This window comes from Streptomyces sp. NPDC050485 (assembly GCF_044458185.1).
Classification (GTDB): Bacteria; Actinomycetota; Actinomycetes; order Streptomycetales; family Streptomycetaceae; genus Streptomyces.
Genome location: NZ_JBITHR010000006.1, coordinates 274,171 through 297,844, shown reverse-complemented (window position 1 = coordinate 297,844; position 23,674 = coordinate 274,171). Strand labels below are relative to the sequence as shown.

The following is a 23,674-nucleotide window of genomic DNA, read 5'->3' as shown; positions in this document are numbered from 1 at the left end:
TCTCGTGATTACAGCTCGCCTACGTCCGTCACCCGGACCACCGCGCGGCCCTCCTCGTCGGAGGCCGCCAGGTCGACCTCCGCGCTGATGCCCCAGCCATGGTCGCCGTTCGGGTCGGCGAAGGTCTGGCGGACGCGCCACAGGCCGTGCGGCGCGTCCTCCTCGATGGCGAGCAGCTTCGGGCCGCGCGCGTCGGGACCGGTGCCCAGGTCCTCGTACTCGTCCCAGTACGCGTCCATCGCCTCGCCCCACGCGTCCGCGTCCCAGCCGGACTCCGCGTCCAGCTCGCCGAGCGCGGCCACGTTGTCGAGCGCGGCCAGCTCCACGCGCCGGAACATCGCGTTGCGCACGAGTACCCGGAAGGCGCGGGCGTTGGCCGTGACCGGCTTGACCTCGTCGGCCTTCTCCTGCGCCTCCTCGGCGGTCTGGACCTCCGGGTTGGCGAGCTGCTCCCACTCGTCCAGGAGGCTGGAGTCGACCTGGCGGACCATCTCGCCGAGCCAGGCGATCAGATCCTCCAGGTCCTCGGTCTTCAGGTCGTCGGGGATGGTGTGGTCGAGCGCCTTGTACGCGCTGGCCAGGTAGCGAAGGACGATGCCCTCGGTGCGCGCCAGCTCGTACCAGGAGGTGAACTCCGTGAAGGTGAGCGCCCGTTCGTACATGTCGCGGATGACGGACTTCGGCGAGACCGGATGGTCGGCGACCCACGGGTGGGACTTCTTGTAGACGTTGTACGCGTGCCAGAGCAGCTCTTCCAGCGGCTTCGGGTACGAGATGTCCTGGAGCCGCTCCATGCGCTCCTCGTACTCCACGCCGTCCGCCTTCATCTGGCCGACCGCCTCGCCGCGCGCCTTGTTCTGCATCGCGGCGAGGATCTGGCGCGGGTCGTCGAGCGTCGACTCGACGACCGAGACCATGTCGAGGGCGTACGACGGCGACTCCGGGTCGAGCAGGTCGAAGGCCGCGAGCGCGAAGGTCGACAGGGGCTGGTTCAGCGCGAAGTCCTGCTGGAGGTCGACGGTGAGGCGGATCGAGCGGCCCTCGGCGTCGGGCGTGTCCAACTGCTCCACCACACCGCCGTCGAGCAGTGAGCGGTAGATCGCGATGGCCCGGCGGATGTGCCGCAGCTGGGCCTTGCGCGGCTCGTGGTTGTCCTCCAGGAGGTGGCGCATCGCCTGGAAGGCGTTGCCCGGCCGGGCGATCACCGAAAGCAGCATGATGTTGGTGACCCGGAAACGCGAGGTCAGCGGCTCCGGCTCGGCGGCGATCAGCTTCTCGAAGGTGGTGTCCGACCAGGCCACGAAGCCCTCGGGCGCCTTCTTGCGGACCACCTTGCGGCGCTTCTTCGGGTCGTCGCCCGCCTTGGCGAGCGCCTTCTCGTTCTCGATGACGTGCTCGGGCGCCTGCGCCACCACGAACCCGGCGGTGTCGAACCCGGCCCGCCCGGCCCGGCCCGCGATCTGGTGGAACTCGCGGGCGCGCAGGGTCCGTACGCGATTGCCGTCGTACTTGGTGAGAGCGGTGAACAGCACCGTGCGGATCGGTACGTTGACGCCGACGCCGAGCGTGTCCGTACCGCAGATGACCTTCAACAGGCCCGCCTGGGCCAGCTTTTCGACCAGACGGCGGTACTTCGGCAGCATGCCCGCGTGGTGCACACCGATGCCGTGGCGGACGTAACGGGACAGGTTCTGGCCGAACTTGGTGGTGAAGCGGAAGTTGCCGATCAGGTCGGCGATCTTGTCCTTCTCCTCGCGGGTGCACATGTTGATCGACATGAGCGACTGCGCGCGCTCGACCGCCTGGGCCTGGGTGAAGTGCACGATGTAGACCGGCGACTGCTTGGTTTCGAGCAGTTCGGTCAGGGTCTCGGTGATGGGCGTCGTGACGTACTCGTACGAGAGCGGGACCGGCCGGGTCGCCGAGCGCACGACCGAGGTCTCGCGGCCGGTGCGGCGGGTCAGGTCCTTCTCGAACATCGACACGTCGCCGAGGGTGGCCGACATGAGGACGAACTGGGCCTGGGGGAGTTCCAGGATCGGGATCTGCCAGGCCCAGCCGCGGTCGCCCTCGGCGTAGAAGTGGAACTCGTCCATCACGACCTGGCCGATGTCGGCGTGCTTGCCGTCGCGCAGCGCGATGGAGGCGAGCACCTCGGCGGTGCAGCAGATGACGGGAGCGTCCGCGTTCACGGAGGCGTCGCCGGTCAGCATGCCGACGTTCTCGGTGCCGAAGAGCTTGCACAGGTCGAAGAACTTCTCCGAGACCAGCGCCTTGATGGGCGCGGTGTAGAAGGTGACCTCGTCACGGGCCAGCGCCGCGAAGTGCGCACCCGCCGCCACCAGGCTCTTTCCGGAGCCGGTCGGGGTGGACAGGATGACGTTCGCCCCCGACACCACCTCGATCAGCGCCTCCTCCTGGGCCGGGTACAGGTTGATGCCCTGGTCCTCGGCCCAGGTGGAGAAGGCCTCGAAAAGGGCATCGGGGTCGGCACTCGGCGGCAGCTGATCGATAAGGGTCACGCCCCCCATCTTGCCTGGCCCGTGCCCGGGACGGGGAACCGGCCACCGGCACGAAGATCATCGACGGGTAGGCTGCCTGCTCGGCCCGTCGCCGGACGGGCCGTCAACTGAGGCACAGAACAAGAGGAATGGGGCGGGGCACGGTCATGATGGGACCTGCGCACTCACTGTCGGGGGCCGCGGCCTGGCTGGGGGCGGGCGCGGCGGCGGCCGCCGCCGGGCACCCCATGCCGTGGCCGGTTCTCGCCGTGGGCGCCCTGATCACGGCCGGTGCGGCTCTGGCGCCCGACCTCGACCACAAGTCGGCGACCATATCGCGCGCCTTCGGGCCGGTGTCCCGGGGGCTGTGCGGCATCGTGGACGAGTTGTCACACGCCGTCTACAAGGCGACCCGCGGCCCCGGCGACCCGCGCCGCAACGGCGGTCACCGCACCCTGACCCACACCTGGCTGTGAGCCGTCCTGATTGGGGCGGGCGCCTCCGCCGCGGCGATGTTCGGCGGCCGCTGGGCGGTCCTCGCGATCCTCTTCGTGCACCTCGTCCTCGCCGTGGAAGGCCTGCTGTGGCGGGCCGCGCGGGTGTCGAGCGACGTGCTGGTGTGGGCGCTCGGCGCGACCGGCGCGTGGATTCTGGCCGGTGTCCTCGACCAGCCGGGCAACGGCTCGGACTGGCTGTTCAGCGGGCCCGGCCAGGAGTACCTGTGGCTGGGCCTGCCGATCGTGCTCGGCGCCCTCGTGCACGACATCGGCGACGCCCTGACGGTCTCGGGCTGCCCGATCCTGTGGCCGATCCCGCTGGGCCGCAGGCGCTGGCACCCGATCGGCCCCCCGAAGGGCATGCGCTTCCGGGCCGGCAGCTGGGTGGAGCTGAAGATCCTGATGCCGGCGTTCATGGTGCTGGGCGGAGTCGGCGCGGCCGGCGCCCTGGACGTCATCTGACCGCCCGGCCCCGCCTCCGGCGCGCCGGAGGCCCCTCCCGCAACCCTGGCGCCTTTCAGGGGCGCGGGGAACTGCGCGACCACCCACGCACGGTCGGCAGCCAACCGTGAACAGGTCCTGGAGCGAACCGGCGCGCCGGGTGCCCTAAGGGGGCGCGGGGAACGGCGCGACCAGCCACACGCGGCCGGCAGTCAACCGCAAACAGATCCCCCCGGCGCAGGGTGCCCAGCCAGGGCCGGGGTCCAGCAACCAGGGTGCCAAGCCCCCCCCGCCCCGCAGGGTCACCCGTGCCAGGACCGCCACAGCGCCGCGTACGCCCCGTCCGCCGCGACCAGCTCGTCATGGCTGCCCAGCTCGCTGATCCGGCCGCGCTCGACCACCGCGATCACGTCCGCGTCGTGCGCCGTGTGCAGCCGGTGGGCGATCGCCACGACCGTGCGGCCGTCCAGCACGCGGGCCAGCGAGCGCTCCAGGTGGCGGGCCGCGCGCGGGTCCAGGAGCGAGGTCGCCTCGTCCAGGACCAGGGTGTGCGGGTCCGCGAGGACGAGCCGGGCCAGCGCGATCTGCTGGGCCTGCGCCGGGGTGAGCGCGAGGCCGCCCGAGCCGACCTCCGTGTCGAGGCCTTCGCCCAGCGCCCGCGCCCAGCCGTCCGCGTCGACCGCACCGAGCGCCGCCCACAGCTCGGCGTCGTCGGCGCCCGTGCGGGCGAGCAGCAGGTTGTCCCGCAGCGAGCCGACGAACACGTGGTGCTCCTGGTTGACCAGCGCCACATGCGCGCGCACTCGCTCGGCCGGCATCCGCGACAGCTCGGCCTCGCCCAGCGTGACACGGCCCTCGCGCGGGGCGTAGATCCCGGCGAGCAGCCGCCCGAGCGTCGACTTGCCCGCGCCCGACGGGCCGACCAGGGCGAGCCGGGTGCCCGGGGCCAGGGACAGCGACACCTCGTGCAGCACGTCCACGCCCTCGCGGTATCCGAAGCGCACCTCGGCCGCCTCCATGTCCCGTCCGTCCGGGTGCACCCTGGCGTCACCCGCGTCCGGTTCGATGTCCCGGACCCCGACCAGACGCCCGAGCGACACCTGGGCCACCTGGAGCTCGTCGTACCAGCGCAGGATGAGCCCGACCGGCTCGACCAGCATCTGGGCGAACAGCGCACCCGTGGTGAGCTGGCCGACCGTGATCCAGTCGTGCAGGACGAAGACCCCGCCGATCATCAGCACCGACAGCATGATCGTCATGTGCGTGACGCTGACCACGGGGAAGAGCACCGACCGCAGCCAGAGCGTGTAGCGCTCCCACCCGGTCCACTCTTTGACCCGCTGGTCGGACAGGGCGATCCGGCGCGCGCCGAGGCGGTGCGCCTCGACCGTGCGGCCCGCGTCGACCGTCTCGGTCAGCGCGGCGGCGACCGCCGCGTACCCGGCGGCCTCCGAGCGGTACGCCGAGGGCGCCCGCCGGAAGTACCAGCGGCAGCCCACCACGAGCACCGGCAGTGCGATCAGCACCGCCAGCGGCGGCGCCGTGACACCCAGCGCGCCGAGCAGCAGCGCCGCCCACACCACCCCGATCGCGAGCTGCGGCACGGCCTCGCGCATCGCGTTGGCGAGCCGGTCGATGTCGGTGGTGATACGGGACAGCAGGTCACCCGTACCGGCCCGTTCGAGCACGCCCGGCGGCAGCCCGACCGACCGCACGAGGAAGTCCTCGCGCAGATCCGCCAGCATCTCCTCGCCGAGCATCCCGCCGCGCAGCCGCACCATCCGGACGAACACCGTCTGGATGATGAGCGCGGCCGCGAACAGGGCGGCGGTGCGCCCCGGTTGGAGGTCGCGCACGCCCGACGACAGGTCCTCGACGATGCCGCCGAGGAGGTACGGACCGACCATCGAGGCGACCACCGCGACGGCGTTCACCCCGACCAGGACCCCGAACGCCCGGCGGTGGCGCCGCAGCAGTCCGCGCACGTACGCGCGCACCGTCGCCGGGCTGCCGACCGGCAGGGTGGTGGCCGACTGCGGGGCCGCCGGGTCGTACTCCGGTGCTGCCACGCCGATCATGCCGACTCCTCCACTTTCTCCAGGTTCTCCAGTGCATCGAGGCTCTTCGACCGCGGTACTTCCTCGTCGCTCTCGCGCGTGACGACCGCGCGGTAGCGGGCGTCGGAGTGCAGCAGTTCGCGGTGCACCCCGACCGAGGCGACCTCGCCGCCGTGCACGAACACGACGCGCTCGGCCAGGTCGAGCAGCAGCGGCGACGACGTGAACACGACCGTCGTCCGCCCGGCCCGCAGCCGCTTGACGCCGTCCGCGACCCGCGCCTCGGTGTGCGAGTCGACCGCGGAGGTCGGCTCGTCGAGCACGAGCACCTCGGGGTCGGTCACCAACGACCGTGCCAGCGCGAGGCGTTGGCGCTGCCCGCCGGAGAGCGACCGGCCGCGCTCTGTGATCCGGGTCCGCATCGGATCCCCGTCGGCGTCCACCGACGCCTGCGCCAGCGCGTCGAGCACATCGCCGCACTGGGCGGCCGCGAGCGCGTCGGCGGCCTCGACCTGTCCGGACGACGGCACGTCGAGCAGCTCCCGCAGCGTGCCGGAGAGCAGCACCGGATCCTTGTCCTGCACGAGGACGGCGGTCCGGGCGCCGTCGAGCGCGAGCCCGTCGAGCGCGACCCCGCCGAGCAGGACGGACGGCAGGTCGCCGGTCTCCTCGGCGTGGCCGCCGAGCCGCTCCGCGAGCCGCCCGGCCGCGTCCGGGTCGCCGCACACCACGGCCGTGAGCCGGCCCTCGGGCGCGAGCAACCCGGTCGCCGGGTCGTACAGATCGCCCGACAGGCGCGATGTCCGCGGCCGGGACGGCACCCCCGTGTCCGTCCCGGCCGGGTCGGTGACCCGCTGCAGCGCCAGCACCCGGGCCGCCCGCTTCGCGGAGGGCCGGGAGAAGGAGTACGCCATCGCGATCTCCTCGAAGTGCCGCAGCGGGTACAGCATCAGCGTCACCGCGCTGTACACGGTGACCAGTTCACCCACCGTGATCCGCCCGGCGAGCGCGAGGTGCGCGCCGTACAGGACGACCGTGATGAGCAGAACGCCGGGCAGCAGCACCTGGACGGCCGAGATCAGCGACCACATGCGGGCGCTGCGCACGGCGGCCCGGCGGACCTCCTGGGAGGCCTCGCGGTAGCGGCCGAGGAACAGTTCCTCGCCGCCGATGCCGCGCAGCACCCGCAGCCCGGCGACCGTGTCGGACGCCAACTCCGTTGCCCGGCCCGCCTTTTCGCGCTGGATGTCGGCGCGCTTGGTGGCGCGCGGCAGCAACGGCAGGACGGCGAGGGCCAGTACGGGCACACCGAGCGCGACGATGATGCCGAGCGCGGGCTGGTAGAGCACCAGGCCGACGCAGATGATCACGAGTGCGGCGGCGGCCGCGGCGAACCGCGAGAGCGCCTCCACGAACCAACCGATCTTCTCGACGTCGCCGGTGGAGACCGCCACGACCTCGCCCGCCGCGACCCGGCGCGTCAGCACCGAGCCCAGCTCGGCCGTCTTGCGCGCGAGCAGCTGCTGCACCCGGGCGGCCGCGGTGATCCAGTTGGTGACCGCGAACTGCACAGGATGACAACACCACGGAGCGCAACCAGCGCTGCATCTTGTTCAGCAGGCAATCGCGCACTGGGCGGACTTACAACACCACTCTTAGTCATCTCCCCAGGTCAAGGGGGGTGCCATAAGGAGCGAAGTTGACAAGTCGCCGTGTCACACTCCAACCTGACGCCATGCGCGAAAGTCTCACACTCCAACATCGAGCCAGGCCCGATGCCGACACCCTCCGGCTCCTGGGGGAAATCCGCCTGTCACGTGAGACTGAGACGAGCACGAGCCCGGAGCGGCAGGAAGAGACCATCCACGGCATCCGTCAGATGGTCCAAGGCGTCCTCGTCCACATATGCGACGACCTTGATGTGTCCGGCCGTGTCTACCCGCAGCAGAGGCCGAAGCTCGGCCCCTGGTTCAGGGCTCTGGACCTGACCTGCGAGACCTCCGAGTGCCACCACACCCCCGACGAGCCCTGCATGGGGCAGTGGGATGCCTTGGTGGCTTGGAAGATGGACCGCATCACCCGCCGTGCCCTCCACTTCCACACCCTCATGGAGTGGATGAAGAAGTACGGCAAGGCCATCATCACCTCGGACGGCGTGAACACCACGACCAAGGCCGGCCGACAGATGGCAGAGATGATGGCCATGGTCGCCTCCTGGGAGTGGGAAGCCATTCAGGAGCGCAATGAGGGTGCCGCAGAGAAGATGCGGCAGCTCGGACGCTGGAAGGGTGGCGTGGTTCCGTATGGCTACAAGGCCGTACCGAGCCCGATCCACGAGGAAGGCTGGTATCTGGTCTTCGAGGACGACACAATCCGGCACGTGCAGACGATGATCAACCTCTCCGAAGACCACTCGATGAAGGACATCACCACCTACCTCAACGAGAACGGGATCGTCTGCCCAAGCGAGTGGCGTAAGCGCAATCAGCTGATCGCGAAGGGCGATATCACACCGGCCGAGGCCGAAGAGAGGGCTCCTGGGCGCTGGAATCAGTCCTCGGTGCACGTCATCCTCACCAACCGGGTCCTCACTGGCGAAAGCTGGAAGGACGGGAAGCCGGTACGAGGCAAGGACGGCCTTCCGGTGATGCGCGCGCAGGCCCTCATGACCAAGGCGGCATTCGAAGTGATGAACCGACGCTTCAAGAAGCGCGGGGGGGTCGGCGAGGGCGTCACCAAGAACGCCACAGACCTACGCGAGGTCGCCTACTGCATGAATTGCCTCGCAGTCCTCTACGAATCCAACTCATCGAGGACTCGAAACGGGAAGACAACGCACTACAACTACTTCCGATGCTCCACGAACAACACTCCGGGCGCCAAATGCCACGAAGGGGCTGTGAACATGAACGGCCACGACCTCAAAGCAGTCGTGGAGCAATATTTCCTAGCGGAGGTTGGCCCTGAACAAGCTCAGGTGAGGGTATTCGTGCCCGGGAATGATGTAGGAGCCGAGAAGGAACGCTGCGAAACCGCCCTCAAGGAACTGTCCGAAGAGTGGGACATGAACCTCTATGACTACGAGGGAGGCCGGCAGGACTACCTAAGCCGAAAGAAGAACCTTCTGGACCGAATGAAGAAGCTCGAAACTGAAGAAATAGTCAAGCCCCACTATGAGTGGCAAGCAATGGGTAAGACGTATGGCGAAGCCTGGGCTGGCATGACATGGAAAGAACGCGGAAACCTTCTTCGGACGTGTGGAGTGAAGGTATTGGCCTGGCCCACCCTGGGGCCAAAGGCTCCTCCGCGGGTCCTGCTCGACTTCCCGGAGGACATGAAGGAACGACTTCGGGAGCACGTGGCAGTTAGTTCATTCAAGAGTTAGCCGACGAGGGAACCCCCGCCCCACCGGGGGTTCCTTTTTGTAGCAACGTCTGTACTACAGTTAGTTCATTCATTCACGGCGGTTGAGGCAACCCCCTCCCGCCTCTCGGAGGGTGGAGGTTGGCTCGCCACCGCCTCTGGGCGGCTCGCTGGTCACTCTGGCGGGGGTATATAACCCCCGCTTCAATCTAAGCGTCGGTGAAATACGGCCCGAACTCTGTCGGTCGAGGCTGGAAGGGAGACGCGGATCACACGGAAGGAGTGCTGGGGCGTGACGCGGTGACACCGTCATCGTGTCATCGAGGCGAGAAGGGGCCTGTAAGGCGATTTGAGGGCCGCTGAAGGACCCCAAAGGGGTTTGGGTGAGACGAGAGTCGGCAGGCCGGCACGAGGCCCGTCAGTTAGTTCATACCCGTACACGCTCGGAGGAAGGCACTCCTGGTGGGTTCGCTGAATGAATGCACAGGCATTACCCCCGTGTCTGTATCAGCAATTGTATTAGGGTTAGTTCGTTCATCGTTGACGTATGCGCTGGCCCAGGAATCCATAGAGGAATTCCGACTAGGGGTGAATACCTTTCGGGGCATGAATGAACTAACTCTATTCGGAGGGTAGCGAGACCCATTCGGAGTGTTGCGGGATATCCATTCAGGGTGGCGGATTGATATGTATTCAATCCGGCCGGATGGGCGGAAGTGGATACGTGATGAATGCCACTCTGATATAGAGTCACTAGCATAGGTGAAAGTGTGCTAGAGGGTCGTAAGAGGGCTCTGATAGCGCATCGAAAGACCCTATCCAGGTGCGGCCATGGTCACGAAGGAATGTGTCCTATGACCCTTGACGAATTGCATTCGGCGTGCATCCGGGCCCTGTTTTGGCGCCTTTGATGTGACGCTTATCATTTGTTTCGCCGTTGACATTGAATGCGTGTTGTGGTTTCGCGTGCGTCTTCCTTCTATTCATAGGGTTGGATGCCAGTTGATACAAAGAGTGATACATATAGTTGACGTGCCCATGCAATAGACACAGTGGTTGGAGTGTGAGAGTGTTCTTCTTGTCAGCGAGACACCGACCGGAAAGCCAACCGAGACCCACCCGTGAAGCGGAGATGTGGATACGGGGCCTGAATCTGAAACCGGTATCAGGAACGCGACAGGAGCGTTTGTAAGGCTCCCAAATGAAGGAACCTAGGTACTAGTGCTAGGTCCCTGCGTAAGAGCCTCCTAGAGGCTTGCAGAGATACCAGCTAGGAACATCACATAGGCCACACGTAGCGAAGCGAATAGCTACGGAGTGAGTACGTACCCGAGCGGGGTGAATCCGGGAATGGATTGCCATTCTCTACGCGATGACCGGCGTACTACGTGAGCGGATAACGGGAAGTGATCGCCCCGGAATGGATAGATCAGACACTCAAGCTAGCGGGGAAGCTACCCCCGTAACCATCTGAGATTGACTCTCACACACCCAATCAACACGACGTGTCCAGCGCACAGACCCAAAGCCATGAGCAACGGGCCTAGGTGCGTCTCTAAGCGTCTGAGAGTGAGTGTATGGGGGTGAGTGTCAGTGGTGGAATGATACTGCGAGAGAAAGGGGCACAGGCGTGAACTGTGCAGTCTGCGAGATGTGGGGGATCACCCGCGAAGCGCGATACGTCGGCCCATGGTCCGACAGTGGCAAGGAGCATGGACGCTGCAAGGCGTGCATGGCTGGAATTAATGCGGAGCACGACGGATTCAGGCTCATACCTGACGCCGTGCACCCTCACATTTCGGAGGGTGTGACCAATCGCTATTACGTCAAGTTCAGTCACCCGAGCAAGGATGAGCGCGACCTAGAGGCGTCTGTATGGGCGGAGAACTCTAAGGATGCGCTCCTGTATGTACGGGGCGAGATGTTCAAGGCCCCGACCATTTGGAATGGATGGGACGTTGAACTCATGGGCGGCGTTCAGTACGGGACGGAGTTCTAACGATGATGCTCGGAACGTGCCAACACTGCGAGGCTACGCGGTTCGTGTGGTGGAGCGAAGCGCACGGATACACGTGCGCCATGTGTCAGATCATGCTCCTTCTTGAAACGCGTTAGCGCGCTTTAGGCAGGTTCACAAGTTGGAGTGTGAGTCTGTCTATGGCGCGCTAGGGAGCGTGAATCAAACCCCCAGGGAAAGGTGTAACCATGTCCGTGATCATTGGCGCTAAATTCAACGACTTTGCCCGCGAGTACGCAGACTGTCAGCCGTGGTACCGGCACACCCTTGACGAAATGGCGGAAGCTGCCCGCGATATGTGTTGGGCAGGGTTTGGAATCGTGGACGATGGCACGGGCGAACCGCTGGAAGACTGGAACTCTCGCGGGTACTACAACTGTGACTGTCGAGAGAACCTGCTCAGGGTGAACGCCGAAGCGACCTATGCGGCATTCAAGGATGCGGGGGTGGATACCCACGAGTGGAATGGTTGGATCGTGTGGGACGCGTCCAACCCGAAAGGGCATGCGATAGCGGAACAGATCGGCCGCAGCCTAGCCGGTTACCCGATCCTTGATGATGAGCGGCTGTCCGAACTCGAATGGGACAACGCTTGCGCCATGATCGCAGATCTCTACACCCTCCCTGAAGGGGTGGAGCCCGACGACTTGATCCGGATCATGCCGGAAGTTCCGCACTGCTCTAACTGCTCCTCCTGTGACGTTGAAGACGCCATGGAAACGCTCGGATACCTCCAGTGTCAGGATTGCAATACCTGGTTGAAGACAGAGATTGAAGGCGCGATGTGCCACGACTGCACCGAACGAGAGCGGGAGGGGGAATGCGAGTGCGTACCGGCCTACGTAGACACTCTGAAGCATGTCGGAGCCTACGCAACCATGCGCGATGTCCGGGAGATTCAGCGCGGTTGTGAGACGTGCTACCCGGTTCGCTGGCCGCATGGCGGCGCAAAGCTCGGTATCTAAGTTGGAGTGTGAGGAATGGGTGAGATCGCGGAAGATATGGCCGGTTGCTGGTTGGATGGTCACTTTGGATGGCTGAACATCGGGCGAGTCATTGAGCTTGCCATGGCCTACGGGTACCGGCCGGATCACCCGGACATTGACGGACTCTTGAAGCGGTTCAAGGCGAATGAGTCAACGTCGCCGGGTCATCGGGACGTGTGGGACCTGAACGACTTCGCAGATGAAGCGACCGACTATCTGACGGACAGGGCACCCGACGGATACGCCTTTCATTGGGAGTGCGGGGAACTGTTCATGTGGTCCGAGAATGAGATTTAGGAGGTCTTCGGGTAATGGGCAAGGGAACGACTAAAGGTTCTGTCCAGTGGTACAAGATCGACGCCGAGGGGCGGTATCGCTGCTATCACGGTGAATGCCTAGAGCTGGCAACGCGCTGGATCGATATGGAGCGCTACGGCAACCGCCGGTGGCTCTCCACGTCCTATTGCGACGATCACGGGGACTGGGCTTTGAGGGACCCCGGCAACCCGCACCACGTGCGGCCCATCAAGGGCTGAGCGCCTTTAGTCAGGCTCACAAGTTGGAGTGTGAGCCTGGTTATGGGCTCTCAGGCAGACGAGAGCGCGAATCAGGAAGGTAAGGCAGTGACGACGACACACCTTGACCGAATGGACCGGAACGACTTGACCGTAGGGGCCCGTGTGCGAGTGCGGCTCTCGCGAGATCCGTACATGGGATGGACCGCCGGAACGTACCGGGGTCAGCTCGAATACGTGAAGGGTGACCACGTGGGAATCTGGGTGCCCATGAAGGGGCACGGCATCGCTAACGGCTTCCTCACCGGAGCTGCCAGGAAAGACGCTGACGGTGTGTGGATTGAGGGCCGCTGACATGAAGACGTACCAGGTTGAAGTTTTCCAGTCGGCTACGTATCGCGTTGAGATCGAAGCGGAGAACGAGGATTTGGCCATGGAAGCGGCGTTCGACTTGTGGCACAACGTCCCCGCGTCGGAAGAACACAAGTATCTGCACGACATTGTTGATTGCCTCGTGGACCGTGCGTCGGCGAAGGAGGACGCGTGATGCAGGTCAACGACTGGACCGGAATGGTCGAGTGCTCGGGTTGCGGGATGGACCTCGCGGCCTACCCGTCGGATTACGACGCGGGCCCGGATGACGAGGTGTACTGCGGTCACTGTGAGAACGAACGGCACGTGTGCCCGGAGCCGGTAGACGGCTCGGTTGCCTCCAAGGTGCTGCGCGACGCAATCGAGCGGATCAAGTGGCACGAGTGCCAGTGGCGTCTTAAGGGCACCGGCCCGGACCACCAAGAGCTACTGCGGTCACTCCTGGGGGAGTTCCAGGCCCAGACCCAGGCCGGCCGTGGGGGTGACCTGCCTTACACCGTGGTCATGGACTGGGATTCCGACTGGTGGGAGAAAGGAGCGGACGACGTACGCGCAGACGGCCAAGACGAACCCGTGGTGTTCCACGTGTGGGCACCCAACGCTTCCGACGCTTCGGACGAATCCGACCGGAAAGCGGTCGAGCTGTTTGGGGAAGACGTGGCCTCTTACCTCTCCCACATCGCGGTCATGCACGGACATGCCCCGCTCGTTCGGGACGGCGAGTAGTGGCCAACGAATGCACCTGTGACCCGCGCGACGAATTCCCCTGCGATTACTGCGAAGCGTGGGACCTGAAGAACTGCGTATGCGCAATGGTCGTTGACTTCCCCTGCAACCTTCACGAGTAAGGCCCCGTCATGTACGTCGCACACATTGGCCCCCAGTGGCACCGCCGCTTTGACGACTACGCGGAAGCGGTCGCATACGCGGCGTCGTATGGACTCCCGTCCGTGTTCGTTGAGCTGAACCTGAGCAAGCGGAGGTATCGGAGCGCATGACTCCCGCAAGCGTTGAGATCGGAACGCGCGTCGAATACCGCTCGATGCACGGTCACAGGCTCTCCGGAACGATCCGGGGAGTCATCTACGGCGCACCCAAGATGAAGCGCGACAACATAACGCACGCAGTCATTCAAGGTTCGTACGACACGAGGCCAGTTGACCGCTCGCACGACATTCACGTGATCCCGGTCAAAGACGTCCGAAAGCTCAGGAGCTAACCCATGCACCAGATTTATGCCGCGTGCCTCGCGTCCTACAACAACGGCATCTTGCATGGGGAATGGATTGATGCCACGCAAGGTCCGGACTCGATCCACCATGAGATTCAGCTCATGTTGGAAGCGTCTCCGATACCGGGCGCCGAAGAGTTCGCGATCCATGACTACGACGACTTTGGCGGTATCCGGCTCGGAGAGTACGAGTCGATTGGTGATCTCCACTTGATCGCGCTCGCGCTCGATGATTTCCCCGCTGTGGTGGTCGCGCACTTCCATGGACAGGTGGACGTGGAAGACCTCTACGAGACGTGTCAAGACCAGTACATCGGGTGTGTCACTGAGGAGTTGGGCCCGGAAGAGAACGCGTACGCCGCGTACATCCTGGCCGAGGAAGACCACTACTGGGATGAGCTGCCCAAGCAGTACCACGGCCACATGCGGGCCATCGCCCGGAGTGAGGCGCAAGACCGGTTGCTCTGCGGCGAGACCGCTCTGTACGAGGGTGCCGGTACCTGGCACTTCGTGCGCGACTACTGACGCTTAGCGCCTGTCTCTCAGATCCTCACGTTGGAGTGTGAGGGTTTGGGGGAGAGTCGCTAAGGCTCGATTTCACACGCAGAGAGAGGCCCGTCATGGGAGCCATGAAGGCGTACGAGATGGACCGTGCGCACATCCGAGGGGCCGCGATAGAGGCGGCTCAGTACTCCGCGATGGGAGAACGGAAGGACGCAATGGAGAACGTCTGGGGGCAGTGCGCGGACGCAGCCCAGGGCTATCACAACCCCCGCGCCGTGGCCGCGATGTTCGTCAAGGAAGCGGTAGTGGCCTACCTGGACAGCCGAACCCTGCTCACAAGCATTGGAGCGTACGAAAGTGCGTAGTCGCCTTCCGCGCCTGCCTCTGAGCGTCGAGGACATCGTGGACATCCAACGAGAGCTGAACGCGGGCAACGACTTGGTGTACGTGCTCGACAACGGCCAGGAGGTCACCCTTACCCCCGTGGAGGACGACGCGTGATGGTGGAAGAACCGATGATGTGCGACACCTGTTGCACGCCCCTGAACTCCTGGACCGACGTATTCGGAAGTCGCTACATCCACCCGGCGTGGGTGGGCAAGGAGTGGGACCACCCAGCCACACCCGTACCCCAGGACCCCGACCGGCTTCAGGGAGTGTGTGACTTCTGTTCAGCCGACCACCCCGTAACGGCCTTCCTCACCCGTAAGGCGATCGTGGAGAAGACCGGCGGGCTGACGCAGGTCTACGCGGAGCCGTGGAACTCGTGTGAGCGATGCGCGGTCCACGTGCGGAACCGCTCGCCCCACCTCCTGATAGACCGGGCGGTCGCGGTCCTCCCTGGGACCGTGAACCGGCCGGACCGTAGAGCGCGGCGGGCGGCAATCAAGCCCGTCTTCATGGCGTTCTTCCAGGCCGAGCCCGATGAGGTTGGCCTGTGAGTGCTTGCCCTGGCCCTGATGCCCCGCACCCCGAAATTGAGGACAAGTGACTTACGAGAAGGGCTCTTACGTCTTCATTAAGCGTGAGAACGGCTCGGTGCTGACGGCTGGGCGAGTCCAACGGCGGCGCCCAGACGGCCGGTACAAGGTCCGGAAAGCCGGTTCCAACCAGGTGGTCACCGTGCCCCTCGGCCGCCTCGAAGAACACCCGCAGAACCAGTGGACGGAGCAGACGAAGTGACAGAGCAAGACCTCACCCGGTACCCATGCCCCGTCGAAGGCTGCGACAGCTTCCTTGAGATGACGCTGCCCATGTACCTGGATATCTGGACGGACGAGGACGGAGCAGCACACTTCACGCTCGCTGGTCACGACCAGCCGACGTACCTGAGCTGCGGCGCGGAAGGGGCGCACGGCGTATCGGACTTCCCCGAGATCCTGGTGAACCAAGTGACCGAACGCCTCAACACAGCAGAGACCGCCATGTACGAAGAAATGTACGGCTGATCTTCGAGTGGCTTTGGTGAAGGGCCCGGCTTCGGCCGGGCCCTTCGTCATGGCTGATCGAAAAGCGATCAGGCACACAAAGGAGAAAGACTCATGGCCCAGAAGTTCGTCACCACCTACATTGACGACCTTGACGGCACCGAGGTAGCAGAGCCCGGCGTCATCCGGACGGTTGAGTTCGGGATAGACGGGGCCCTGTTTGAGATCGACCTGACCGACGCGAACGAGGGCCAGCTCCGCCAGCTCCTGGCCCCGTACATGGCGGTAGCCAGGAGGGCCCAGGGCGAGGCCGGCCGACCTTCCCAGCGGACGTCGGCCAAGTCGAGGAACGCCCTGGATACCCAGGCCGTACGAGCTTGGGCCAAGGAGAACGGCTATGAGGTCAACGACCGAGGCCGTATCCCGGCAGCCATCCAGGAGGCATACCGCCACGCCGTTGGCGGTGACAACTCGGCCGTCCCTGCTGTCGCACCCGCTTCAAGTTCGCGCGCTGCCGTCATCGCGAGTGAAGAAGAGGCGGCGAAGCACTACCGGGAGCTGCCCGTGCCTCGGGGACGCGAGAAGAACTGGCGCAAGCGCGAAGGCACTGGGTGCGAGCGCACGCACAAGGTTGCGGAGATGACGCTCATGGAGCGGATCGAATCGCTCACTGAGTTCAACCTGAACGTTCTTGGACAGCTCGTCGGGGATCGCCCGAAGGGCAAGGACGGAAAGGTGAAGGGGATCCGCACATCGGGTGCACGGCTGCTGAACTTCGAGTTCATCGATGAGGACGACAACGTAACGCCGTTCGGACGATACGCCTACCAGGTTCACGCCCAGAAGTAGGCAAGCGCGAGGGGCTTTAGTCGGGGACCGGAGAACCGGTCCCTTGGCTATGGCCCCTCGATATGGAGGAGATACCGGAAATGGCTCGAAAGATGATTGAAGAGATCATTTGCGACGGCTGCGCGGTAAAAGGTAAAACCGTCAAGGGAGTTACGACCCTGACGGTAGGATCTGACAGCTACGATCTATGCCAAGGTCATGCTGACCGCTTCGCAGCCCATTTCGCAGACCTGTTCGATAAGGCCACTGCTGACGCCGTCGCGGCCTAGCACAAGGAGATACAGCACCCCTATGAACGAGCAGTTCAAGTCGATGCAGTACGGCCCCCTGGGCAAGGCGGTAGCAGCGGCCATGCCGCACACCGAAGCGGACCCCATCGGCGTGTACGCGGCCACCCTGTCTCTGTGGTCGTCGGCGGTGGCCGGCAAGGTGTTCCAGCCCAGCGGCAGGCCCACAGTCTTCTGGACAGCCCTTGTGGGGCGGTCGCGAGTGGGGCGGAAGGGATTCGCCCTGGCGACCGCTCGGGCCATCCTGGACCCGTCCATCGGCGGTTTCCTGCACACGCGGATGCGTAAGGGAATCTCGTCCGGCCCCTCCCTGGTAACGACCCTGTTCGAGGTCGAACAGGAGTCACTGACCTCTGAGGAAGGCCGGGATGGTCGGGTGATGATCGCGGAGGGCGAGTGGGCCTCAGTCCTCAAGCGGGCTAACCGGGATGCCACCTACCACGACCAGCTCATCAACGCGTGGGACGGCGAGTCCGTGGTGAATACCACCAAGGGTAAGAACGGTAAGCGCGAGGAGCAGCGCATCGAGGTACCGCTTCTCGGATACCACGTTCACATCCAGCCCGGCCGCTGGGCTCCCTTGGTGAAGCCCGAGTTCGCGTTGGGTGGCGCCTTCAACCGCATCCCGCACTTCCTGGTGACTCAGTACCAGTCCTTGCCCTCCAGCATCAAGAAGCCGCTCGACGCTGTGAAGGAGACCCCAGCGTTGACGCGGGCCTACCGCTGGGCGCGGGAGAAGGTCCGCGAGATGGAGCTGTCCGACGAAGCCGCAGAGCTCCACGACGCCTACCGCCGCGAGTTCGATGACCGCATGGCGTCTCTTCCCGAGAACGTCTCGTGCTTCATCGAGCGAGGAGACGAGAACCTCCTCCGGATCGCCTGCCTGCTTGTGGCCGCTGAACGTAAGACTGTCATCAGCGCCAAGGCATGGAAAGCAGCACACGCCATGATCGAGTACTCGATGGCTTGCACTGAAAAGCTCATCAACGAGGCTCAGCAGGGAATCGGCCGACAGATGAAGTCGGTTGAGCAGATCGTCAGGGAGTCACTTCAGCGCTATGGCGGAGAGGCAACGCGAACCCTGATCCTTCGCTCGCTCGGTACCCGAGGCAACGCAGACTCCCTGAGTGCCGCGATTGAGAAGATGCCAGACGTCGTCATGGAGACGCGGCAGGGCTCTGCCAAGGGTGGGCCGAAGCCCGTGTTCGTCCGCTTCACGGACGCCAAGCGCGAGGGCGAGGACCAGCCCCCGGAGCAGCCCCAGGAGCGGCCGAAGCTCGTATCGGTTCCCGCCCAGCCCCAGAGGCCGGCACCGCGGAAGCGGGCGGCCAGCACAGGTCCCAAGCGGCCGGCTGCCAAGAAGGCCCCTGCCAAGAAGACGGCTCTTGCGAGGCAGAAGGATGAGACGCCCAAGAACCCGTTGGCTGACCTGCTGTGAACCCGGGTCAGATGCCCCAGAGGCGACCCACCAGGTTCGTGCGGGGGCGATACACGGAACTTGTCCGACGATGGGCGGCCGGTATCTGGCTGTGACTGAGTGCTTCAGGCGGCGAGTCCCGCTAGGTACCGCGCTCAGGACTGGCCAGCGGGCTGAAACTCAAAGTCTGAACTGGCGGATCCGCACGGACACCGCTTCTACCTCGGTTACCTCGGTCACCAACTTGCCCTTGTCCCGCTTGCGTTCGATGAGTCGAAGAAAGACGACCAGGGCGTTTCCGCCGAAGTAGAGGGGGATCCACCAGGGGATGCCGAAGAGCGCCCAGACCAGCGTGGCGACCGCGGTGAAGACGAGGTAGCCAATCAGGTCGTGCCGCCAGAACGACGCTGGGCGCTGCTTGCCCCAGTTGATCCGGTACGACATGTGGACCTCCCCGTGCGTACGAAGATCGGTACGGGCACAGAGTAGTCGAACGGCAGGTTCATGCCACTGGTCGGTAGTCGTGCACCTCGGCGCAAAGGCTCAGGAGTTGGCGGGAGAGGTCCTGGCCCTGACGGCTGTCGGCCCTGCGGTGCGGCTCCAGGATCGCAGCACACCTCACCAGCACGGCCGCCCACCGGCTGTCTCTGCCTGCGGGGGCCACATCGGGACCGACCGTGCGCAGACCCTCGCGGATCGCGAAGGTCACCACACTGAAGGGTTCCTCAAGAGCCGCGGTGGAGGGCTGTTCAACGGCGACCACGATGTGTTCGGCAAGGGCCCGTTCTTGATCGGTCGGCAGCCAGGCCCCGGTCGACAGCTCCCCGTGCAGGGTGCCCATGAGGTCTGTCAGTTCGTCGATCTGCATGCCGTGACCCTACGGCCAGGTGGGGATGCCGTGGTAGGGGAACCAATCGCGGATGGGCCTGTACTGGGTGTCAGCACTGTCGCATATGTCGATAGATTGACCATATGTACATAAGGAAGACCGTCCTCGCTACCACTCTCGCTCTCGGGCTCGCGGCCGGCCTCTCGGCCTGCGGAGGCAGTGACAGCGCTGGTAAGGCCAGCGAGCCCGCCGACTCCCCAAAGTCGTACGTAGTTCAGGCCGTAAAGGACAACGGCGGTTGGGTGAGCGAAGACAAGGTTCGGGGTCTGTCCGTGGAGGACCTTTGCTCGAAGCCCGAGGATGAGGGCGTAGCCGTTGGGGCGGTTAGCGGTGGGCTGATCACCATCGCCAACCTCGCATCTGACAACGGGGTCCCCGAGTCCAGGGTGGACAAGGCCGCAGAAGACGCCTACCGGGCCATCTACGAGAAGCACTGCCCAGGCAAGCTGCCGATCCTGGACAAGGCCGTGAAGCACTTCAAGGACTAGCAGATACACGAAAAGCCGGGGCCCCATGAGGGGCCCCGGCTCTTTTTTTGTACCCATTTTGTACCAACCATTGTAATGCGGTTAGTTCATTCATTCATGGGCGTTCTCTCATCTACTCCTCCAAGGTCCCACCCTTGGAGGAGTGTTCCATCTCCAAGAGAGCGAGACGGAGGTGTGCCGCCGCTGCGGCCTCGTCAGGAGACGGCTCGGACAGCGCAGTATCAGTCTTCTGGTCCTCAACCCGCTGGGCGACCTCAGCACCACCCAACAGGGCGAGGGAGAACGGGATCAGCGCCTCCCAGGGGATGTCGGGGAACTGTGCAACCAGCCAGGGAGTCAGTGCGGCCAGGGCGCCAAGGAAGCGCACGACGTGCTTACGGAGCATGAGTGACCTCCGGGGTCGGGATGACGAGCTGGGGGACAACCGGAACGTGCGTAGGCTTCGAGACCTCGGGCTGAACTGGTGCCGGTATGTCTGGCTTCACGGGCTCGGGCTTGTGGCTCACGTCCGGCTTCGGCTGCTCGGAGGGCTTCTCCACCGGCTTCTGAACAGGCTTCTGGTTCAGCTTGTCGAGCTTCCCGGAGACCTCATCGAGCTTGCCCTTGACCTCGCGGAGTTCCTTCTCGATCCGGGCCAGACGGTCATCCTGTGAGGGCTTCTGAACCGCAGGCGCAACAGGCTTCGAGGGACGGAACTGCTCACGTTTCGGCTCCTTCACAGCGGTTGGCGTGGCCGCGTGCTTACCGCCCTGGACCTTCACCTTCTGGCCGGGGTAGATCAGGTGGGGATTGGCGGCCAGCCCCGCGTTCCAGCTGACGAGCTGAGCCAGGCTCACGCCGAAGCGGTTGGCGATCGAGGAGAGCGAGTCACCCTTGGCGACCGTGTACGTGCCTCCGCTGGTCGGAGGCGTTGACGGCTTCGGCTCCTCGACGGGAGGCTTGGGCTTGTCCGGCTTGGCCGGACTGGTGGGCTTCGCTGGAACATTGATCTCCTGGTCCGGGTAGACCACGTCCGGGTTCTTGATGCCGGGGTTGGCGGCCAGGAGGGCCGCCAGGGAGACGCCGAGCAGGGCGGCGATGCCGCCGAGGGTCTGGCCCTTCTTGACCTTGTACCGGCCTGTGCTCGTCCCCGACGAGCCTCCGCTATCGGCGGTCGAGCCCGCGGCCTTTGCCGCGTAGGTGTAACCGGCCTTGCCCTTCAGCGCGGGGTCCGCGGTGACTATCCCCTCGACGTAGGCCGGCAGGCCGTAGCCGTGAACGTAAGAGTCGCGACGGAGGCGCTGGCGAGCCATGACGGCGTTGCCGTTTGCATCGTTGGTAAGCGACGTGTTGCCCTCGTAGGTGTAGATGTACGTCTCGTCGTAGGCGTAGCAAATACCCGTGTGCGTGCTGCCGGTCGAGCCGTAGATGACCACGGCTCCGACGGCGGGGTACTCGCTCCACCGCGACCGCTCCTTGAACCACTGCATCGCGGTCCACACACTTGCGGTGCGAGGGAAGAGGTTGGTGACACCCGCCTTGAGGGCGACCCAGCTCACCCAAGTTGCGCACCAGGGCTGGTAGTTCGACCATTCAAGGCCCGGCACCTGGCCGGAGTACTTCTGGTGGCCCGAAGGCCGTTCACCAGGAGCACGCTCGGCGCGATAGCCGACCTCGCCCTTAGCGATGGAAAGAACCTTAGAAACCTGACTCATGTTGCCCCCTTTCGGGCATGACAAAGGGGCCGCCCGGTTGGACGGCCCCCTGCGTGAACTAACCGATCTCGGTTGGTTCGTTCATTCAATTGGGACGGAAGATGATCAGTCGCTCGGGGTCGATGGTGGAGACCAGCTGCACGAGGCGCTTGTTCTCCTCCTCGATGCGGCCAAGGCGGTCCTTGATCTCGGTCAGGTCCTCCTGGAGGCGATCAGCGCGAGCCTTCTGGGCTTCGGCTTCGGCCTTCCACACCTCGGCTGTCTTGGCCTCCTTGGCTGCCCGGACAACAATAAAGCCACCGATCACGGTGGCCAGGGTTCCTGCGATCCCGAAGAGATCCAATATGAAGGTTGTTGTGCTCATGCGGCCTCACTAGCTGGTCGCGTCAGGGGATATAAGTACCGCGGAGAAGGCGGAGAGAGATTCATCCGGGTTGCCGGACTTGGCCTTGGTCCATGTTCCGCCGTAGCCCTGAATGGAAGCCCAGATGCTCTGGTTGGCGTTCAGATACATCAGGCCGGAAGTGTGAGCAGCTTGATAACTGCCCTTGACCTTGGTTGAGGTGAAGCCCTTCATGGCGGTCAGCCTCGATGAGCCTTCAGCGGTTCCCACCTGAAGGAGCAAGGTTCCGGTGCTGGTGAGTCCATCCCAGCTCGCGGGCGTCGTCAGCGTGGCCGTGCAGTTCACCCAGTAGAGGCCGGGGACAGGGGGCTTGAAGTCGATCCGGTCCTTGGACGTGAACCCGCCCGTGGTGCTCACCTGCTGCCAGGTGAGCGGGACTTGCCCGTTTACGTTGTCATTGGAGATGCCTGCCGCCCGCATACTCGGGGGGTTGGCGAGAGTTTGGATCGGCGTGTAAGAAGCGCGATTCATCGTGGCTGCGTCAACCTTCTGGCGACTCGACCACTTCTCATCCACCGCTGCCATACGTCCCCCTTCCGAGATAGGTGACTGCGAAGTTCCACCAGCGGGTGACGCCCACTGATCCACTGCGGCCGGAGTCCCAGTTCGTTGCCGCGTTCACGCCCCAGAAGCGGACGTTCAGCTTGGTGCCCGCCTGGAGGAACATGACGTCGCTGATGACCTGGCCCGCCTCATGGCCCACTCGTGCGTTGCCACCCTGACTGAGCAGGAGCGGCTTCGCGCCTGTGCCCCCACTGCCGTAAACACCGATCTGGTAGACGTACTGGACGTCTGCGATGGGCTGTGCACTGTGCCGGGCGTTGCCGAGGACGGACACCAGGTAGATGCCGTCCCAGGGGATCTCCACAGCCGTCTTGGCGCCCCAGCCGGGGGCGGCCTCTGTTTCCTGGAGCCAGCCGGAGATGGCGCTGTTTCGGTAGATGCCAGCCCAGGTGACCGCGTTCTTCTCCTCGGTCTGGCCCTTCCAGTTGAAGGTGACTCCGCGGCCGGTCACCCGTGCCCGGTTCTCCAGAGCATTGAACTGGTCGGTGGTCTGGTCGTTCATGCGCTTCTCGTCAACGAACTCGGTGTCGGACCACGGCTTCATTGCGGAGGCCGGCCCAGGGGTGGCGTAGTGCCAGCCCTCGGAACTCGGGGCGATCATGAACGCGTAGAAGGCAGTATCGACCGAGCCGTCAGCGATCACCCAATTCCCTTCGGCGCCGCCGTCGAGGTACACCTTCGCCTTGAGCTTGGTCCCCTTAGCCAGGAACTCAGTCACCCCTACCGGAACGGTGTGGTAGAAGCTCGTCGTGAGGTGCTGCTGAATCACCACTCCGAGCTCACCCACCGCGCCGTTGCCCGCAGCGTTGTTCTCGGCCTCTATGTAGACATTGACGTTGATGCCCGTAGGCCGGTTCTTCGTCCCGTAGGTGGATGCCTGGAAGTGCATGTGGTAAATACCGTCCTCGGGGACGATGAAGTATTTACCGTCGGCAGAAGTCGTGAACCCGGACTTCTTCACATTGTTCTCAGGCCAAAACACATCGACGACTCGACCCTTGTAGAGGGCTATGCCGCTTCGCGGGTTGGTGGTGTTGCTGGCGCACCCCTGAGCAGAGAAGTACGGCATTTTTCCGTAGTACTTCTGCGGGTCCGTAATGCGGTCCTTCATCGTCTTCGGGGAAATCACCTCCCGCTTGCCCCATCGGGACAGGTTTGGTTTGGGCATGGAT

Annotated in this window: 25 protein-coding genes and 2 pseudogenes; 17 read left to right on the top strand and 10 right to left on the bottom strand. The window is 64.5% G+C overall.

Going from position 1 to position 23,674, the window contains the following annotated elements; genetic code table 11:
* Positions 1–8 precede the first annotated feature (8 nt).
* Positions 9–2,522, bottom strand: coding sequence for a DEAD/DEAH box helicase (locus ACIBK6_RS15460; RefSeq protein ID WP_399051725.1), 2,514 nt, complete (start codon positions 2,520–2,522; stop codon positions 9–11).
* A 146-nt stretch (positions 2,523–2,668) separates the two neighbouring features.
* Here ACIBK6_RS15460 and ACIBK6_RS15455 point away from each other — a divergent pair.
* Positions 2,669–3,460 (top strand): annotated as a pseudogene (locus ACIBK6_RS15455) (metal-dependent hydrolase).
* Positions 3,461–3,741: 281 nt separating this feature from the next.
* Here the strand turns inward: ACIBK6_RS15455 and ACIBK6_RS15450 are convergent.
* Together ACIBK6_RS15450 and ACIBK6_RS15445 are read right to left on the bottom strand one after the other, a co-directional pair.
* Positions 3,742–5,517 (bottom strand): ABC transporter ATP-binding protein, encoded by a 1,776-nt coding sequence (locus ACIBK6_RS15450; protein ID WP_399051724.1) that lies wholly within the window; start codon positions 5,515–5,517, stop codon positions 3,742–3,744.
* Positions 5,514–7,067 carry an ABC transporter transmembrane domain-containing protein gene (locus tag ACIBK6_RS15445; RefSeq protein WP_399051723.1) on the bottom strand — a complete coding sequence of 518 codons (1,554 nt, stop codon included), beginning with the start codon at positions 7,065–7,067 and terminating at the stop codon, positions 5,514–5,516. The genes ACIBK6_RS15450 and ACIBK6_RS15445 overlap by 4 nt, the downstream gene beginning before the upstream one ends.
* A 164-nt stretch (positions 7,068–7,231) precedes the next feature.
* Here ACIBK6_RS15445 and ACIBK6_RS15440 point away from each other — a divergent pair, with 164 nt between their 5' ends.
* From ACIBK6_RS15440 to ACIBK6_RS15370, 15 genes and pseudogenes are all read left to right on the top strand, one after another.
* Complete coding sequence (locus tag ACIBK6_RS15440; RefSeq protein ID WP_399051722.1) at positions 7,232–8,881, top strand: recombinase family protein; 1,650 nt, start codon at positions 7,232–7,234, stop codon at positions 8,879–8,881.
* A 2,183-nt stretch (positions 8,882–11,064) separates the two neighbouring features.
* Complete coding sequence (locus ACIBK6_RS15435; RefSeq protein WP_399051721.1) at positions 11,065–11,841, top strand: hypothetical protein; 777 nt, start codon at positions 11,065–11,067, stop codon at positions 11,839–11,841.
* A 15-nt stretch (positions 11,842–11,856) separates the two neighbouring features.
* Positions 11,857–12,159, top strand: coding sequence for a hypothetical protein (locus ACIBK6_RS15430; RefSeq protein ID WP_399051720.1), 303 nt, complete (start codon positions 11,857–11,859; stop codon positions 12,157–12,159).
* Positions 12,160–12,173: 14 nt separating this feature from the next.
* Positions 12,174–12,398, top strand: coding sequence for a hypothetical protein (locus ACIBK6_RS15425; protein WP_399051719.1), 225 nt, complete (start codon positions 12,174–12,176; stop codon positions 12,396–12,398).
* A 334-nt stretch (positions 12,399–12,732) separates the two neighbouring features.
* The gene (locus ACIBK6_RS15420; RefSeq protein ID WP_399051718.1) at positions 12,733–12,924 is read left to right on the top strand and encodes a hypothetical protein; all 192 of its coding nucleotides are present in this window, start codon (positions 12,733–12,735) and stop codon (positions 12,922–12,924) included.
* Positions 12,924–13,475 carry a hypothetical protein gene (locus tag ACIBK6_RS15415; protein ID WP_399051717.1) on the top strand — a complete coding sequence of 184 codons (552 nt, stop codon included), beginning with the start codon at positions 12,924–12,926 and terminating at the stop codon, positions 13,473–13,475. The genes ACIBK6_RS15420 and ACIBK6_RS15415 overlap by 1 nt, the downstream gene beginning before the upstream one ends.
* 496 nt (positions 13,476–13,971) lie before the next feature.
* Positions 13,972–14,505: an antirestriction protein ArdA gene (locus ACIBK6_RS15410; RefSeq protein ID WP_399051716.1), complete on the top strand. Its 534-nt coding sequence runs from the start codon at positions 13,972–13,974 to the stop codon at positions 14,503–14,505.
* 104 nt (positions 14,506–14,609) lie between these two features.
* On the top strand, positions 14,610–14,849 hold the full coding sequence (locus tag ACIBK6_RS15405; protein WP_399051715.1) for a hypothetical protein: 240 nt from the start codon (positions 14,610–14,612) through the stop codon (positions 14,847–14,849).
* Positions 14,842–14,985: a hypothetical protein gene (locus ACIBK6_RS15400; RefSeq protein ID WP_399051714.1), complete on the top strand. Its 144-nt coding sequence runs from the start codon at positions 14,842–14,844 to the stop codon at positions 14,983–14,985. The genes ACIBK6_RS15405 and ACIBK6_RS15400 overlap by 8 nt, the downstream gene beginning before the upstream one ends.
* A complete protein-coding gene (locus tag ACIBK6_RS15395; protein WP_399051713.1) occupies positions 14,985–15,425 on the top strand; it encodes a hypothetical protein in 441 nt (146 codons plus the stop codon). The genes ACIBK6_RS15400 and ACIBK6_RS15395 overlap by 1 nt, the downstream gene beginning before the upstream one ends.
* A 46-nt stretch (positions 15,426–15,471) precedes the next feature.
* A complete protein-coding gene (locus ACIBK6_RS15390) occupies positions 15,472–15,666 on the top strand; it encodes a hypothetical protein (RefSeq protein WP_399051712.1) in 195 nt (64 codons plus the stop codon).
* Entirely contained in the window at positions 15,663–15,932 is a 270-nt protein-coding gene (locus ACIBK6_RS15385; protein WP_399051711.1) for a hypothetical protein, read from the top strand. Before ACIBK6_RS15390 ends, ACIBK6_RS15385 begins: the two co-directional genes overlap by 4 nt.
* Positions 15,933–16,025: 93 nt before the next feature.
* A pseudogene (locus ACIBK6_RS15380) lies at positions 16,026–16,373 on the top strand (Lsr2 family protein); the annotation flags it as partial.
* Positions 16,374–16,840: 467 nt separating this feature from the next.
* Complete coding sequence (locus ACIBK6_RS15375) at positions 16,841–17,029, top strand: hypothetical protein (RefSeq protein WP_399051710.1); 189 nt, start codon at positions 16,841–16,843, stop codon at positions 17,027–17,029.
* Between the two features lie 22 nt (positions 17,030–17,051).
* The gene (locus tag ACIBK6_RS15370) at positions 17,052–18,485 is read left to right on the top strand and encodes a DUF3987 domain-containing protein (RefSeq protein WP_399051709.1); all 1,434 of its coding nucleotides are present in this window, start codon (positions 17,052–17,054) and stop codon (positions 18,483–18,485) included.
* Positions 18,486–18,644: 159 nt separating this feature from the next.
* Here ACIBK6_RS15370 and ACIBK6_RS15365 read toward each other — a convergent pair whose 3' ends face one another.
* Positions 18,645–18,908 (bottom strand): hypothetical protein, encoded by a 264-nt coding sequence (locus ACIBK6_RS15365; protein WP_399051708.1) that lies wholly within the window; start codon positions 18,906–18,908, stop codon positions 18,645–18,647.
* A gap of 58 nt (positions 18,909–18,966) precedes the next feature.
* Positions 18,967–19,332, bottom strand: a complete 366-nt coding sequence (locus tag ACIBK6_RS15360; RefSeq protein ID WP_399051707.1) for a hypothetical protein — start codon at positions 19,330–19,332, stop codon at positions 18,967–18,969.
* A gap of 104 nt (positions 19,333–19,436) precedes the next feature.
* On the opposite strand from ACIBK6_RS15360, the gene ACIBK6_RS15355 reads away from it, so the two are divergent.
* Complete coding sequence (locus ACIBK6_RS15355; protein WP_399051706.1) at positions 19,437–19,841, top strand: hypothetical protein; 405 nt, start codon at positions 19,437–19,439, stop codon at positions 19,839–19,841.
* Between the two features lie 112 nt (positions 19,842–19,953).
* Here ACIBK6_RS15355 and ACIBK6_RS15350 read toward each other — a convergent pair whose 3' ends face one another.
* The 5 genes from ACIBK6_RS15350 to ACIBK6_RS15330 all read right to left on the bottom strand — a co-directional run bounded on the left by ACIBK6_RS15350 (position 19,954) and on the right by ACIBK6_RS15330 (position 23,670).
* Complete coding sequence (locus ACIBK6_RS15350) at positions 19,954–20,226, bottom strand: hypothetical protein (RefSeq protein WP_399051705.1); 273 nt, start codon at positions 20,224–20,226, stop codon at positions 19,954–19,956.
* Positions 20,216–21,535: a LysM peptidoglycan-binding domain-containing protein gene (locus ACIBK6_RS15345; RefSeq protein ID WP_399051704.1), complete on the bottom strand. Its 1,320-nt coding sequence runs from the start codon at positions 21,533–21,535 to the stop codon at positions 20,216–20,218. Before ACIBK6_RS15345 ends, ACIBK6_RS15350 begins: the two co-directional genes overlap by 11 nt.
* A gap of 85 nt (positions 21,536–21,620) precedes the next feature.
* On the bottom strand, positions 21,621–21,899 hold the full coding sequence (locus tag ACIBK6_RS15340; RefSeq protein ID WP_399051703.1) for a hypothetical protein: 279 nt from the start codon (positions 21,897–21,899) through the stop codon (positions 21,621–21,623).
* Positions 21,900–21,908: 9 nt separating this feature from the next.
* Positions 21,909–22,463, bottom strand: coding sequence for a hypothetical protein (locus ACIBK6_RS15335; protein WP_399051702.1), 555 nt, complete (start codon positions 22,461–22,463; stop codon positions 21,909–21,911).
* Positions 22,447–23,670, bottom strand: a complete 1,224-nt coding sequence (locus ACIBK6_RS15330) for a hypothetical protein (protein ID WP_399051701.1) — start codon at positions 23,668–23,670, stop codon at positions 22,447–22,449. The genes ACIBK6_RS15335 and ACIBK6_RS15330 overlap by 17 nt, the downstream gene beginning before the upstream one ends.
* Positions 23,671–23,674: the final 4 nt, after the last annotated feature.

Coding starts and splice junctions, on each gene's coding strand:
- ACIBK6_RS15335 (WP_399051702.1), bottom strand. CDS start 22,463: ATGGCAGCGGTGGATGAGAAGTGGTCGAGTCGCCAGAAGGTTGACGCA.
- ACIBK6_RS15395 (WP_399051713.1), top strand. CDS start 14,985: ATGGTGGAAGAACCGATGATGTGCGACACCTGTTGCACGCCCCTGAAC.
- ACIBK6_RS15415 (WP_399051717.1), top strand. CDS start 12,924: ATGCAGGTCAACGACTGGACCGGAATGGTCGAGTGCTCGGGTTGCGGG.
- ACIBK6_RS15450 (WP_399051724.1), bottom strand. CDS start 5,517: ATGATCGGCGTGGCAGCACCGGAGTACGACCCGGCGGCCCCGCAGTCG.
- ACIBK6_RS15360 (WP_399051707.1), bottom strand. CDS start 19,332: ATGCAGATCGACGAACTGACAGACCTCATGGGCACCCTGCACGGGGAG.
- ACIBK6_RS15410 (WP_399051716.1), top strand. CDS start 13,972: ATGCACCAGATTTATGCCGCGTGCCTCGCGTCCTACAACAACGGCATC.
- ACIBK6_RS15330 (WP_399051701.1), bottom strand. CDS start 23,670: ATGCCCAAACCAAACCTGTCCCGATGGGGCAAGCGGGAGGTGATTTCC.
- ACIBK6_RS15440 (WP_399051722.1), top strand. CDS start 7,232: ATGCGCGAAAGTCTCACACTCCAACATCGAGCCAGGCCCGATGCCGAC.
- ACIBK6_RS15375 (WP_399051710.1), top strand. CDS start 16,841: ATGGCTCGAAAGATGATTGAAGAGATCATTTGCGACGGCTGCGCGGTA.
- ACIBK6_RS15365 (WP_399051708.1), bottom strand. CDS start 18,908: ATGTCGTACCGGATCAACTGGGGCAAGCAGCGCCCAGCGTCGTTCTGG.
- ACIBK6_RS15425 (WP_399051719.1), top strand. CDS start 12,174: ATGGGCAAGGGAACGACTAAAGGTTCTGTCCAGTGGTACAAGATCGAC.
- ACIBK6_RS15350 (WP_399051705.1), bottom strand. CDS start 20,226: ATGCTCCGTAAGCACGTCGTGCGCTTCCTTGGCGCCCTGGCCGCACTG.
- ACIBK6_RS15405 (WP_399051715.1), top strand. CDS start 14,610: ATGAAGGCGTACGAGATGGACCGTGCGCACATCCGAGGGGCCGCGATA.
- ACIBK6_RS15430 (WP_399051720.1), top strand. CDS start 11,857: ATGGGTGAGATCGCGGAAGATATGGCCGGTTGCTGGTTGGATGGTCAC.
- ACIBK6_RS15370 (WP_399051709.1), top strand. CDS start 17,052: ATGAACGAGCAGTTCAAGTCGATGCAGTACGGCCCCCTGGGCAAGGCG.
- ACIBK6_RS15355 (WP_399051706.1), top strand. CDS start 19,437: ATGTACATAAGGAAGACCGTCCTCGCTACCACTCTCGCTCTCGGGCTC.
- ACIBK6_RS15340 (WP_399051703.1), bottom strand. CDS start 21,899: ATGAGCACAACAACCTTCATATTGGATCTCTTCGGGATCGCAGGAACC.
- ACIBK6_RS15420 (WP_399051718.1), top strand. CDS start 12,733: ATGAAGACGTACCAGGTTGAAGTTTTCCAGTCGGCTACGTATCGCGTT.
- ACIBK6_RS15345 (WP_399051704.1), bottom strand. CDS start 21,535: ATGAGTCAGGTTTCTAAGGTTCTTTCCATCGCTAAGGGCGAGGTCGGC.
- ACIBK6_RS15435 (WP_399051721.1), top strand. CDS start 11,065: ATGTCCGTGATCATTGGCGCTAAATTCAACGACTTTGCCCGCGAGTAC.